General features: G+C 40.0%; 16 protein-coding genes, 1 tRNA gene and 1 pseudogene. 8 read left to right on the forward strand and 10 right to left on the reverse strand.

What is annotated here, in order from left to right; all coding sequences use genetic code 11:
- Positions 1-8 precede the first annotated feature (8 nt).
- From L4C39_RS16240 to L4C39_RS16255, 4 genes are all read right to left on the reverse strand, one after another.
- Positions 9-836: a hypothetical protein gene (locus L4C39_RS16240; protein ID WP_017051849.1), complete on the reverse strand. Its 828-nt coding sequence runs from the start codon at positions 834-836 to the stop codon at positions 9-11.
- 544 nt (positions 837-1,380) lie between these two features.
- Positions 1,381-1,944, reverse strand: a complete 564-nt coding sequence (locus L4C39_RS16245; protein ID WP_136995698.1) for a hypothetical protein — start codon at positions 1,942-1,944, stop codon at positions 1,381-1,383.
- A complete protein-coding gene (locus L4C39_RS16250; RefSeq protein WP_171757412.1) occupies positions 1,937-2,476 on the reverse strand; it encodes a YaeQ family protein in 540 nt (179 codons plus the stop codon). Before L4C39_RS16250 ends, L4C39_RS16245 begins: the two co-directional genes overlap by 8 nt.
- Positions 2,477-2,585: 109 nt before the next feature.
- Complete coding sequence (locus L4C39_RS16255; RefSeq protein WP_017051846.1) at positions 2,586-2,795, reverse strand: cold-shock protein; 210 nt, start codon at positions 2,793-2,795, stop codon at positions 2,586-2,588.
- Between the two features lie 384 nt (positions 2,796-3,179).
- Between L4C39_RS16255 and L4C39_RS16260 the strand changes: the two genes are divergently transcribed.
- Positions 3,180-3,407, forward strand: a complete 228-nt coding sequence (locus tag L4C39_RS16260; RefSeq protein WP_017051845.1) for an alternative ribosome-rescue factor A — start codon at positions 3,180-3,182, stop codon at positions 3,405-3,407.
- A 95-nt stretch (positions 3,408-3,502) separates the two neighbouring features.
- Here L4C39_RS16260 and L4C39_RS16265 read toward each other — a convergent pair whose 3' ends face one another.
- A complete protein-coding gene (locus L4C39_RS16265; RefSeq protein ID WP_029203281.1) occupies positions 3,503-4,666 on the reverse strand; it encodes a threonine/serine exporter family protein in 1,164 nt (387 codons plus the stop codon).
- 247 nt (positions 4,667-4,913) lie between these two features.
- Between L4C39_RS16265 and L4C39_RS16270 the strand changes: the two genes are divergently transcribed.
- Together L4C39_RS16270 and L4C39_RS16275 are read left to right on the forward strand one after the other, a co-directional pair.
- A complete protein-coding gene (locus L4C39_RS16270) occupies positions 4,914-6,308 on the forward strand; it encodes a transporter substrate-binding domain-containing diguanylate cyclase (protein ID WP_429746931.1) in 1,395 nt (464 codons plus the stop codon).
- Between the two features lie 131 nt (positions 6,309-6,439).
- A tRNA-Gly gene (locus L4C39_RS16275) sits at positions 6,440-6,514 on the forward strand.
- A 215-nt stretch (positions 6,515-6,729) separates the two neighbouring features.
- On the opposite strand, the gene L4C39_RS16280 is transcribed toward L4C39_RS16275, so the two are convergent.
- Positions 6,730-6,999, reverse strand: coding sequence for a helix-turn-helix domain-containing protein (locus L4C39_RS16280; protein ID WP_390903259.1), 270 nt, complete (start codon positions 6,997-6,999; stop codon positions 6,730-6,732).
- A 76-nt stretch (positions 7,000-7,075) separates the two neighbouring features.
- Between L4C39_RS16280 and L4C39_RS16285 the strand changes: the two genes are divergently transcribed.
- The 5 genes from L4C39_RS16285 (at position 7,076) to L4C39_RS16305 (ending at position 10,965) form a co-directional block, all read left to right on the forward strand.
- Entirely contained in the window at positions 7,076-7,288 is a 213-nt protein-coding gene (locus tag L4C39_RS16285) for a hypothetical protein (protein ID WP_017051841.1), read from the forward strand.
- Positions 7,289-7,297: 9 nt separating this feature from the next.
- Complete coding sequence (locus L4C39_RS16290) at positions 7,298-8,476, forward strand: Arm DNA-binding domain-containing protein (protein WP_371711528.1); 1,179 nt, start codon at positions 7,298-7,300, stop codon at positions 8,474-8,476.
- A complete protein-coding gene (locus L4C39_RS16295) occupies positions 8,473-8,784 on the forward strand; it encodes a hypothetical protein (RefSeq protein WP_017051840.1) in 312 nt (103 codons plus the stop codon). Before L4C39_RS16290 ends, L4C39_RS16295 begins: the two co-directional genes overlap by 4 nt.
- 76 nt (positions 8,785-8,860) lie before the next feature.
- Positions 8,861-9,271: a YlcI/YnfO family protein gene (locus tag L4C39_RS16300; RefSeq protein WP_429746934.1), complete on the forward strand. Its 411-nt coding sequence runs from the start codon at positions 8,861-8,863 to the stop codon at positions 9,269-9,271.
- 854 nt (positions 9,272-10,125) lie between these two features.
- Positions 10,126-10,965: a hypothetical protein gene (locus tag L4C39_RS16305; protein WP_429746936.1), complete on the forward strand. Its 840-nt coding sequence runs from the start codon at positions 10,126-10,128 to the stop codon at positions 10,963-10,965.
- Positions 10,966-11,081: 116 nt separating this feature from the next.
- Here L4C39_RS16305 and L4C39_RS16310 read toward each other — a convergent pair whose 3' ends face one another.
- The 4 genes and pseudogenes from L4C39_RS16310 to L4C39_RS16325 form a co-directional block, all read right to left on the reverse strand.
- Positions 11,082-11,381 (reverse strand): type II toxin-antitoxin system RelE/ParE family toxin, encoded by a 300-nt coding sequence (locus L4C39_RS16310; RefSeq protein WP_102403785.1) that lies wholly within the window; start codon positions 11,379-11,381, stop codon positions 11,082-11,084.
- The gene (locus L4C39_RS16315) at positions 11,378-11,620 is read right to left on the reverse strand and encodes a type II toxin-antitoxin system ParD family antitoxin (RefSeq protein WP_102403784.1); all 243 of its coding nucleotides are present in this window, start codon (positions 11,618-11,620) and stop codon (positions 11,378-11,380) included. The genes L4C39_RS16310 and L4C39_RS16315 overlap by 4 nt, the downstream gene beginning before the upstream one ends.
- Before the next feature lie 270 nt (positions 11,621-11,890).
- Complete coding sequence (locus L4C39_RS16320) at positions 11,891-12,043, reverse strand: hypothetical protein (RefSeq protein ID WP_429746938.1); 153 nt, start codon at positions 12,041-12,043, stop codon at positions 11,891-11,893.
- Positions 12,040-12,312, reverse strand: a pseudogene (locus L4C39_RS16325) (hypothetical protein); the annotation flags it as partial. The pseudogene L4C39_RS16325 and the gene L4C39_RS16320, both read right to left, overlap by 4 nt.

Below are 12,312 nucleotides of genomic sequence, written 5' to 3' on the forward strand. Positions count from 1 at the left end.
GTATATGGTTAATAGTTATAATTTAATGTGACGTAATAGGTTGGGTTTTTTAGATCAAACAACGTGTTGAGTGGGCTTGGTCCTCTATCCGGATCGTAATAAGTTGCGCTATTAGTCATACCAAGAGCGGAACTAAAGTTATCCGTGAATTGATAGCCGATCTCTTCTGCATGAGTTAACTTTGGCGAATAGGATGTGCCTCGGTAACTCCAAGAAGTTGAGCTAACAAAATTGACATTGAAGAACCAATCATTTACCGAGTAATCAATTGATAAAGCATTGCTCAATCGATATTCCTCTAATGGTAAACTTCCTACAGTTGTATATTTATGAAAGTTCTTTCGTAAACGAACGGCATCGCTTATTTGAAGTCCATCTAAAATATTATCTAAGGCAAATGTAAATTTAATATTGCCCCGGATTGCTGTTTGTAGATCGGTGTTTTTTGATAAGTCAGAAACTGGAATAAGAATACGAGAACCAACAGACATTGCTAAATAATCGGTTGGGTTCCATAAGTTATTCTTATTTACAGTTAACCAAATATCATCCCAATAATCACCGCGCGCACCATCATAACTGTGGTATCCAGAGAAATTAGCTGTAAAAGAAATATCTGGATTATAGTTATAGATGATGGACGCATTTGCAGATAGGTTACGATCAGCAAGGTGGTGGCTATCTTTGTAACCATTCTTGCTGTAATCAAGACCCACAGACAGCTCCCAAGTTTGTTCTTGTTCTTTTGTCTGCTCTGGTATTTGTGATTCTTCGGCATGAAGGACTGCTGAGGTTAAAGCAGATGCAATAACGCAACAGAGTATATTGAATCTCATGATTGCCCGTTCCCTGTGTAGATCTTCCTACTCGCTTACGCTTCATGCGTTGCGAAGTTGATTTATTGTTGCTTTTATTAATGACTGTGAATAATAGTCGAGCTTATTCATGCAACAAAACCATATTTATAAAGTATCACCAGACTGCATCATCGAGCTTATATAGTGAAACCATTAAATAGTGCAATAGTTTGACTTCTGCGGAAGTTTCTCGTCAACGTTGAAGTTTTCGGCTGCTTTTCTGTTAATTGTTGGGGTTTTGAACTGTTATGGGGCTTTTGGTTGGTGTTTGAATCTGTAAGCCTGCTTGTATCAGTAAATGATACACAGAGTTCGCACTGAGGCGGACTATGTTGGAATGAAATTAGGCTAACAGTAATCTTGCAGCCTAATTAAATAAGATACACCAATGTAATTCTATTTTTAATATTAACACTTACTGATATAAGTAAAGAGATCGTCGAACTTGCGCTTTAATTAAAAAAGAATGTGAGCTGATTTTTCTACAGTTCGTTATATATGCAAACAATATTATAATGCATATTTAATCACTTCTGTTGCCATTATATATACGACTGACGAAGGACTTAATTGAATGAAAAACGCTTCTACTTGGGTTGTAATGCTTATGTTGCTGTAAACCTTGATAGAACGTCTCCATAAACTGGCACCTTAGCCCTTCAATTGGTTTATATACGAGTGGGCTAAGAAGATTTGAAGTTTGCAATGCATGATCATTCGCATAGCTAAAATCCATATTTAGCCTTCCGAGTAGATAGATCCAAAGGTGAGTGATGAGCAATAATTCTTGCCCTTCTTTTGACGAAAACTTTTGAAGATGCTCAGAGCCCACAGTACTGCTAATTGCTTCAAGCATTGCAGAACTGGCAGAAGATTGAGTTTGAAGGCGTGAAGTCGCTTCAATTTGAGCTTTCGTTAAGACACCAAGGGCATGCTGAAGGGGTGAAGTTTCAGGTTTCCTCTCACAAACTTTTGTAAAGAGAGACTCATTGGCTTCACAAAGTAGCTGCAACTCTTTTTTTTGTGCAGATATGTTGCTGACGTTTAGTGCTCCAGCATTATCCAGTTCAGAGAGTAGGCTACTCATTATCTTGAAGATCTTCCCATGTTACTTCGGCCGCGCCTTTATCACTGTTAATAAATGCTGAATTTCCAGAAAGCATGACGGAAATGTCTAATGTACGTTCAATCATTTTTGCCATATCAACGATACCAGCATTGTCAAAACGAGTAACATTAGCATCATATTGTGAAATCTTGCCTTTGTTCTGTTCCCACCAAACATTAGATTTTGTATTAAAGCTATAGATTTTTACTGCTTTGGCTTGGCGAGTTGATTTCTTGATGCGTTCAGGATCGGGTTCGCCTACGTCAATCCATACGGCGGTTTGGCCGTCGAGTGTTTTCTCCCATAAATCAGGCTCCTCAACGCTTGATAATCCTTTAGTAAACTGTAGATCAGGAGATGCATTGAGACAAAATGCGAGAACTCGAGCCATCATTCGCTCATCATTTTCAGATGGATGCTGAGCTATGGTCATGTTGAGCGAGTCGTAATAGTCACGGTTCATATCGGTGAGTGATACGCGGAATTTGTAAATCGTCGGTTTTAGCGCCATGTGTTTGTCTTAATGAGAGAATAGAAGGGGATAGTACATGAAATCAGTGTTTAGCGGGCAAAAAAATAGCCAGCATATAGCCAGCTATTTAGAATAATTAGAGTACGAATTAAAGTACTTTAATGCTGTCAGCTTGAGGGCCTTTTTGACCTTGAGATACAGTGAACTCAACTTTCTGACCTTCGATTAGCGTTTTGAAACCGTCGCCAGTGATTGCAGAGAAGTGAGCGAAAACGTCTGGGCCGTTTTCTTGTTGAATGAAGCCGAAGCCTTTAGTTTCGTTGAACCATTTTACTGTACCAGTAACTGTGTTAGACATAGTTAAATCCTAAATATATTTATGTGTTTGGCCGATTATGGCGCCGATAGCGTGGAAAAGTAGCTGCTATTGCGTATAACACGGAGGTTGAGTTACAAGTAATCCAACGAAATGTATATAAACAAAAAACTTTCTTTCTAGCCGTGTCAAAGTCTAAATCAATTTACCTCTAAGTCAACGAAATAGTCTGGTTTTGAGTCGAGTTTTTTATCGTTACTTGCTCTTTGTCTCGTTTAGATTCATCTACTTATCTCAATGTTGCAATGGAATGACTGTTTTGTGACAAGCCAAAGTTTTTATTATATCGAGTTGAAATTTTGAGTTTGACACTTGCGTCTTTTTTAAGCAAAATTCGAACCGAAATATGACCGATGGAGGTTCATTTTGAAAAAGAAAAAAAGAGCGGAATTATATAACAGGCAGCAAGCGGTGATAGACCCTTCAAATCTTGAGGTTGAACATCAGCGAGGTGTTGTGAAAGACAATGCATTAAAAGCAATCGTAACGAGTAAATTGTTTACTGTAAGAGTTGTGAAAGCCAAAAAAGGGAAAGGCAGTTTTGTCAGGAAGGCTAAACATAGTGGCAAAGAGCCCTATTCAAAAGTAGCGTAATGTTATTTTCGAATAGGGCTTTTTTATTGAAGTTGATCGACTGTAATTACTTATTTGATCGTGTCTATAAAATAAAAAGGTGTTTTTGGCTGCGGCTACCGTTCTATTTTTGGTGAATATATAGAGTAAGCTGTGATTTGTCCGGCAACAATGGCAGAGAACATAAACAGTGCAGAGAGTCCGATACTTGGAATTGGCAGGATAGACTGCTCAAATACAGATTGACTTGCGCTCACCAAAACTCGGCTACCAGGGACAAGTATGATAATGCCTTGAACGATATAAATAGAACCAGTGAGGTCCATTTTTTTAGCAATCCAAGTGCCATATAGGGTGATCAATACTGTTGTAACCCAAGTTCCGACAATCCAACCGCTATCAAACCCTAAATAGAATGGCCCCCACATTCCTAGCACGGCCACTGGGAGTCCAAGAACAATATCTTTGGTTCTCGCATTAAAAATAATGCCAATACATATCGAAATAATCGGCAATCCTAAGACGTGCAACCAAGTTGGAACCGCATTGGTATAAGAGATTGATACGGCTTGTCCCCATATTGCTTCGCCAATGTTTAGCCCCATGACGATACCAACAAACAATTTAATCAAGGAAAGCGCGCACTGTCCGAGCAAGCTGGTGCCAGATACTAAATCATTAAAAGCTAGACACTCTAAAGCATTGGCGATTGAAAGACCGGGAACAAACAATACAACAGACGCAATACATAAAGCCCAAATGGGAATGGGTAAGCCTGTACTTGCCAAAAAGGCGACAAAAATCCCCGTCACTAGCGCGGCAATAAACTCAGCTGCAATAGCTCTTCTGGAGTGGCATATTTGCTGGCAAAGCCATACTAAGAAGCCCAGTACGATAGAAAAAGCTACGGCTTCCATCGTGCTACCTATTAGAAGTAAATAAGCAGGGGGGATCCCCATGTTAGCAAGTGCAATAATCCATTTAGGATAGCCTGTGGGTTCAGGAAGCGGCTCGTTACTTGGTGTATTGATCCGAATGATCGTATTTGCTAACAAACTCAAATTGATAGATGCAGGCTTTAGTCGTTTGAGAACCACGGCATTATTGTCATCTGGAAACTGGTAATTAATCGTTGTAGGTGTCGCTTGTATCATTACATCAACACCATGTTTTTTCGCATAATGCTGAGTGTATTTTTCTACCTTATAAGAGGCACAACCACTGCGGTGAAGTGTGTCGCCAATCTCCACGATTTTATTGATTCGATATTGGGAGGGCATGGTCATTTATGAGCTGGATAACAATGGCGCAAATGTAACAGAGCTAAAGTGTTAAAACGAGGAGTAGAATGATGCCCATGTCTAATTTTTGACTTTCAATATCAGAATTTGTCTAATGAGAGTATATTTAGCCGGAAAATAAATGGCGACTTGGATATTTTCAGTGATGTTATGGAAAATAACCATCTGATGTGCAAAACAATAAACAATAATCCGTACTGTTAAATGACAAGGCATCAATAATATTATGAATAACACGACATGCCGATTCATCTTTTGGGCTATTTCAGGCATATTCTTTTCGTTTTCATCCGCAATCTATGCGCATGAGCCTTCACAATCGGATTTACCTCCCCTTACTGTCAGTAACTCTAAAGCTTGGAAACCATTTTCATATTTAGACTCTAACGGAGAACCAAAAGGTATTCTTATTGATTTTTGGAAAGCCTATTCAAATAAAACAGGACGTCGAGTAGAGTTCGTTTTGACTGATTGGAGTCGATCTATCGAGCTGGTCAAAAATGGAGAGGTGGATATTCATGGCGGCCTTGCTTGGTCTGAACCAAGGGACAAATTCCTTGATTATGGCGATGAGTTTTTAACGGTTAACAGTCAAATCTTTCTTAAGCAAAGCTTATTGAAGCAAGGCGTTGATGCTTTTCTTGAAAACGGAGGCGGTAGAGGTGTCGGCGTTGTACGGGATGGCTTTTATGGCTATTACGTATCCCAACAATTTCCACAGCTTAAATTAGTCGAATTTGCTACAAACAGAGATTTGATGTACGCAGCTTTTGACGAAGAGGTCGATGCATTTATCACCGATCTTCAGGTGGCAAGTTTCTACACACATACCGCCAGCATGCCTTCAAAATATGCACCCGTGATGCACATACATTCAGTTCAACTTCGTCCTGCGGTTGCCGAAGGAAATCTTGAGTTACTCGAATCGATAAACAACTCATATGGCTTATTAGGCATTGAAACAAAAGAGCAAATATTAAATCATTGGATGCATATAGAAACCGTTTATCCTCCTTATCTTTTTCCAGGTATTGCGGTGTTTATCATCGTGATGTCGAGTGTTTATATTGTGCAACTTCGAAAAACAGTAAGGGCTAGGACAGCCGAATTGGAATCCGCGAATGAGAACTTGTTAAGGATGACATATACAGATTCACTAACAGGAATCAGTAACCGCAGATATTTTATGCAACAGTTAGAGCAAATCGAAAATATGGGTCAAAGTGCTGTGGTGATGGTTTTCGATATTGATAACTTTAAAGTGATTAATGATTCTTATGGCCATATGTGCGGTGATGAGGTGATAAAAGAAGTTGCAAGACGGAGCGGTAGCGGATTACCTGAAGGTACGTTATTTGCGAGAATCGGAGGAGAGGAGTTTGCCTTATACCTGAGGGGGATTGCGTGCAGTGATGCTGAAATAGTCGCTGACGCTTTGTGTCGCAACGTTTTTCATATGCCGATCGAGGTTGAGAATGAAAACCTCAACATTAGTATCAGCGTTGGTTGTGCTTTCTATTCTTGTGCGCCGAAGGTAATTAATATCGATGCTGCTGATAAGTTGATGTATCAAGCGAAGCAAGAAGGGAAGAATCGCTACGTTCTAGAAATACGTAACTAAAGAAATAGTTACTATTTTGTCTAAAAAAACGACGTTACGAATAACAAATGCGCACTTAAACATAAATATGAAAAAAAAAGGTTTTCTTTTCAGTTAGATGTGGCATTATCTATCTCGTTCCAACGCGATGTGCGTGCATCGTATAATGGCTATTACCTCAGCCTTCCAAGCTGATGATGCGGGTTCGATTCCCGCTGCACGCTCCAATTGCTCCCTTCTGTTCTACAATCCAAAAAACTTTTAAAAAGAAACGCTTAGCTGCGTGTTTTTGTGTGTCTGGCGTATTGCTTTTCCGATTTTTTCTTTTGTAAAAATCATCGGTGGCCATCTTGTGGCCAAAACGGTGGCTACTTTTGTTTTTGGTTAATATTGTGCTTAATGGAGCTGAAAACCCAAAATTCTCAGCCCAATATGAGAAAAACTAATCTGTTTCAATTTTTTGCCTTTCCAGTAACTCTCCAACTTCTATATTCAAGTACTCACAAAGACTATCTATTACATCAAGTTCTACACGTGTTGCAGTTTCATTATATAAGCGTGTAATTGTCCCTCTATTCACACCAGTATCCCTAGCAACATCCGCAATTTTAAGCCGCTTTTCTCCCATTATTTTAGAAAGGTGGCACTTCAACATGTTCTTCTCCTGCTTAAAATGTTCTGCTGTAGGTAAAAAATGGTTGTAAAAGGTCATTTTTATGCTACATTGCAATCTACAGGAGAACATTTAGTTCATTGGTAAGTTAATAATGTTTATAGGAGATTGTACGATGGATAATACCTATCTGACAACCGCAGAACTTTCTGTGCGAATAAAATATGACGCGCGAGTTATTAGGGAACAACTTAAAGATTCTGTTTTATTTGAGGGGATTCATTACATTCGTCCATTTGGAGGAAGAAAAATTCTCTTTATATGGGAACGAGTCGAAGAAGAAATGCTAGTTGGCATTTCTAGCCAGTCATTGATCTTAGGGCAATAGGAGCTTGTTATGGGTGTACTCAATGTGCGAAATGGGAAATTAGTTTTGCAATTCAGATATAAAGGTCAGCGTTGTCGTGAACATACTCAATTGGTTAATAATGCGGTAAATACTAAGCGTTTAGAAAACTTACTTAAGCGCATTGAGGCAGAAATTGTACTTGATTCGTTCGACTATAAAAAATACTTCCCACAAAGTAAGGCCGCGAAACGATTTGAAGAGATAAAGCATCGTGAGGGTAGTGCTAAAGCTTACTTCGATGCCCCTGATTCTCCAAGGTTTGAAGAATTTGCTCAAACTTGGTTAGCTGAAATGAAAGTGGAATGGAGTAAAGGGCATTATGAAGATGTAGAAGGTGTTCTGAATAAGTATTTGCTCCCTACATTCGGGAATAAGAAGATCAGCGCCATCAATAAGGGGCAGATACTGCAATTTCGTTCCATCCTCGCCAAAGTACCGGGACGAAAAGGTAGCTTTCTTAGCCCATCACGCATTAATCACATCATGACACCCCTAAGGGTATTGCTTAATGAAGCCGCCGATCGGTATGACTTTACCTCACCGTGGAAGAATATCAAAGCCTTAAAAGTAGGGCGTACAGAAGTGGACCCATTTTCGGTTGCGGAAGTGAATCATTTCTTGAGCGAAGTCCCTGATAATTTTCGCAGCTATTACATTACCCGATTTTTTACAGGTCTTCGTACAGGTGAAATTGATGGGTTGATGTGGGATGACGTTGATTTGACCAATAAAACCATCACTGTTCGTCAAAGCTTAGTTAGGGGGGAATTGTCGGGGTTAAAAACGGAGGGCTCATACCGAGTGATAAGCCTGACGGATAGCGTGGTTGATGCTTTAAAAACGCATAAGCAAACGGCCTATTTAAAAGACAAGTATGTGTTTACCAATGCGAAACGCAAACCTTTGAATTATGCAGTGGTTTCTCGAACCATTTGGTACCCGACACTTAAGAAAGCCAAACTAAGAGCTCGCAATCCTTATCAGACTCGGCATACCTTCGCAACGTTATTGCTTGCCTCTGGAGAGTCTCCTGAGTGGATTGCTAATCAAATGGGACACACTACGACAACCATGTTGTTTCGAGTGTATTCCCGTTATGTTCCCAACCTGACAAGGCAAGATGGAAGTGCATTTGCCGCATTTTTGAATAATGGAGGACAGTTATGAAGTATTCACCATTGGCCATTCACTGCACCAGTTTGTGTTTTGATGTGATGCAGCGTTCGTCATTTAAAACTTTAACTCATCGCGATATTGACGAGTTCAAAGATGATGTTTATGCACTGATATGTGAGAGAGCCAAGCTCATGCCTACTAAGCAGCAGAGAGAACACCAGTTTGCTTCCCACGTAGCCGATGGTGTGATTAGTGTGCTCCATCAATGTTTGAACAATCCGTCGGCTCGCGATTCGATCTGGATCCTCGCTGCACTTGAATCTCGTATCGACACGTCGATTAAAACCATCATCCACTAATGCCCCAATAAACGGTGCGTACAACCCATGGCTTTGTGCGCACACTTTCCCCGCCATTCATTCTAAGTGTGCGCCCATGCAAAAAATCATCATTGTTTTGAATACAAACACCAATAGAAAGTCGATCAAGAAAAACATCCGGTTTGAACACGAACTTGTGAATGAGATAGAGGGCGTGAAGCCAGAAAGTGTCAGCTTTTCAAGTTGGGTAAAACAAGCATGTCGCGAGAAAGTAGCTAATGAGACTATCGATGGTGATGTGTGCGCACACCTTGAAAACGATGCTCGGTTAGGTGTGCGCATGCGAGCGAGTAGCAATTCAGGCTCCATTGATAGGATGAGTTCGTTTGAACTGATTAAGCGTTGGGATGAGAAGGGCTTGTACCATCAACAAATTGCAGAAAAGTTGAATGAACTTGGGCGAGAGAGTCCAAATAGTAAAACATGGACTAGAGCGCTAGTAAGGCAGTTTCTTAGTGAACATTAAGCCCAAATGCCACCAAGATTTTGTATCAGAAATGCTATATTATGGTCCTGTGTTTATGATCAGCCTAATGAAAATTTCTAATATTCGAAACTATGACGATATTAACAGTATAATTACGAGAATGAGCTAATGTGTTCGCGTTATGCTATTGATGCATCAGAACATTTACAGGTTGAGTCGCTAAGGCTGATTAGTGAAATGCGGCGCGGTATCAGGAATTAAGCTTGCAAAGTTCAGTCTAGATAGCGTTATATTGCATAAGATTCAAAGGGTTAAATTATCCGTTAATCTTTGTTCTACGTTCGAGCTACACACCTGTTCCTTTCGTGAAAGTTGCCATCAAAATGACCATCGCACGTAGAATGTTTGTCGGTTAATTAGCTGCAACGTCACGCAAGTCTCCTCGTTAGTAAGTTTTGCTGGCTCAAGTTTATTTTGCGCGGCTTCTTTTTTGTGAGGGACTTCATTGAAAGTTGCAGCTTCAGCGCATTTTGCTGTCAGGTTTCTCGTTCGAATTCTTTGTCATTCTGGCTAACTGAACCATTCAAATTTTGCCTAGTTTCGTTTCTTAGCCAAGTGCGTTTTGTTGTCTATGGTTGAGTTTCGAACTATCCGTTTTACTTCTGAGTTCAAAGCCAGTAGATTTGTTACCAATTCAGCACCTTGGCGCTAAGCTTGGCTCTGCCGTGCGGGCAATATAACAAACAATTTAAGAGTGACTCCTAACGCTTGCCGATTTCACTCCGGTTTGAAATTTGTGTTTACGGCGCAATGGTTTAGGTCGGTTTTTATAGCGTTGTCGCACCTTAATTGGGCGTTAACCATCTTCTCGACTTCAACAATAATTATAAGGAATGAAAGTGAAACAAAACCCTTTCTCATTTTACGATTTTTTAGGCTATATGCTCCCTGGAGCGGTGTTGTTATACATAGTGACATTCGTATTTGGCATGGATGATCTAGTCACTAAATTGAGTTTAGAAGACACTAGTAACTCTACAGCAAGCCAATTACTGAGCTTTATACCTGCGGTTATTTGTTCGTATTTACTCGGTCATGTTTTGGCTATTGGCTCATCTGCATTAATTGAAGCGTTTACAAACTATTCTAATGGCTACCCATCAGAGTTCCTTTTTGATGTTAAGCCGGAAACATACCTATCAAGTGATACATGTGGTGGGCAACTTGGTCGTGTAGTTTTGTGGTTTCTTATCTTACCAATTTCAGTCTTCAAGCTAGTGTTGAAAGACACTCTAAAAATCAAAATGTTTAATCAAGCTAAGTCACTTCCAAAGCCGCTCCGAGAGGCTACTTTTAAGAAATGTATAGCTATCCTAAGCGAGGATATCAAAGTGGACACTTCACAAATGAAGTTAGAGCACGGGATCGATGGAGATTATTTGAGGCTCCTTTATCACTTTATCTTTGAAAATTCGGAAAGGCATTCGGGAAAGCTACAAAATTACGTAGCACTATACGGACTAACGCGTAATGTCTCTTTTGTTTTTATTATGCTGTTTTGGGGCGCAGTCTATTCATACTTTTTTGCAAGCCAACTTAATATTGGGCTAGTACATATTGGTTCATTCGCCACGCTAGCTTATGTTTTTTATATCGGCTTTGTTAAGTTTTATCGTCGGTATAGCTTAGAGGCTGTAATGGCAGCGAGTGTGTTCAGTAAAAAAGATGGTTAACAAACAATTTAAGAGTGACTCCTAACGCTTGGCGAGTTTACTCCGGTTTGAAATTTGTGTTTACGGTGCAATGGTTTAGTTTGGGTGTTATAGCGTTGTCGCACCTTAATTGGGCGTTATGCGCCAAAAATCGGATTCACATCCATACTCTTGTGTAAGATTCTGATTATCTGAATGTTTTGACTGCCAATCTGTTGATAAAAAATCACATGGCTACCTTGTGGGAATTTACGATAACCATCTCTAATTTCATCACAGTCTTTGCCAATGTCAGGGTTTTCGGCCAATAACCAGAAGGACTCATCAAATTGTTTGAGGTAAATGTTACGCTGTTCTTTTCCCCAGCGGCGAGAGGTGAATAAGGCGATATCTTTTAAATCTGATTTCGCCTTGTGAGTTAGCTGAAATGGTTTCATTTTTGCTCTTCGCTATCGAGTTCATTGATAAACGAATTTAGGTCATAATCGGCCATTCCACTTTCTTCGCCTTCAACGAGAAGTTGGCGCAAAGTATTCATTTTCGTTTCTTGAGTTTCTAACAGGCGTAAAGCGGAACGGATTACTTCACTTGCTGAACCATAACGGCCACTTTGAACTTGATTGGATATAAAACCATCAAAGTGATCTCCTAGTGTGATGCTTGTGTTTTTAGCCATAATAATGCCTTAAATACCGAATAGTACCTAATTATGGTACTATCTGGGCTTCATCGCAAGAGGCGCCTAACAAATCGTTTAAGAGTGACTCCAAACGCGTGGCACTTTTCGCTTCGCTCAAGTATTGCACACGTTTGTCGCACCTTAACGAGGCGTTAGCAGCCGCACAAATTTTGTATTGTATGTGTCGGCAGAGCTACAGAGCGAGTAACTTTCAGAGCTAGTGATTTATCGCTCTGAAAGGTTTTATTCTCAGCTGTTTGCCAGTAGCTACTCCCAGAACTTCCACCATTTTTTACTGTTTTCTTCTCTTTTTGCTTGGCCTTGCTCTGAGCCTTTACCTAGCTCATTTTGAACTTGATCAGCTTTCTTTGCCTTTTGCTTCTCGAACCCAGATTTCTTACTTTTTACCTTTTCCTTCAAGTCGTCAATTTCGTCTTGTTGAACTTCGAGCTTTTCAAGTTCACGTTCAAGCTTCTTCTTGTCTTTTTTATTTTTGGTCTTCTTAGCTTTTTCTTTTTTTCTTCTATTAGATCTTCAAGTTCATCACCTTGCTCGTCTAGCTGTCGCTCAACCTGTTTCAAATCAGAAGCGGTAGATATCTCTTCAAGGTTTGGTTTTCCCTTTCCAGCCCAGTCAGGTTTATCAGCCATTGTAATCGGTGATAGAAATGTAAGAATGCTACTCAAAGC

Source organism: Vibrio clamense (genome assembly GCF_050337905.1).
GTDB lineage: Bacteria > Pseudomonadota > Gammaproteobacteria > Enterobacterales > Vibrionaceae > Vibrio > Vibrio cortegadensis.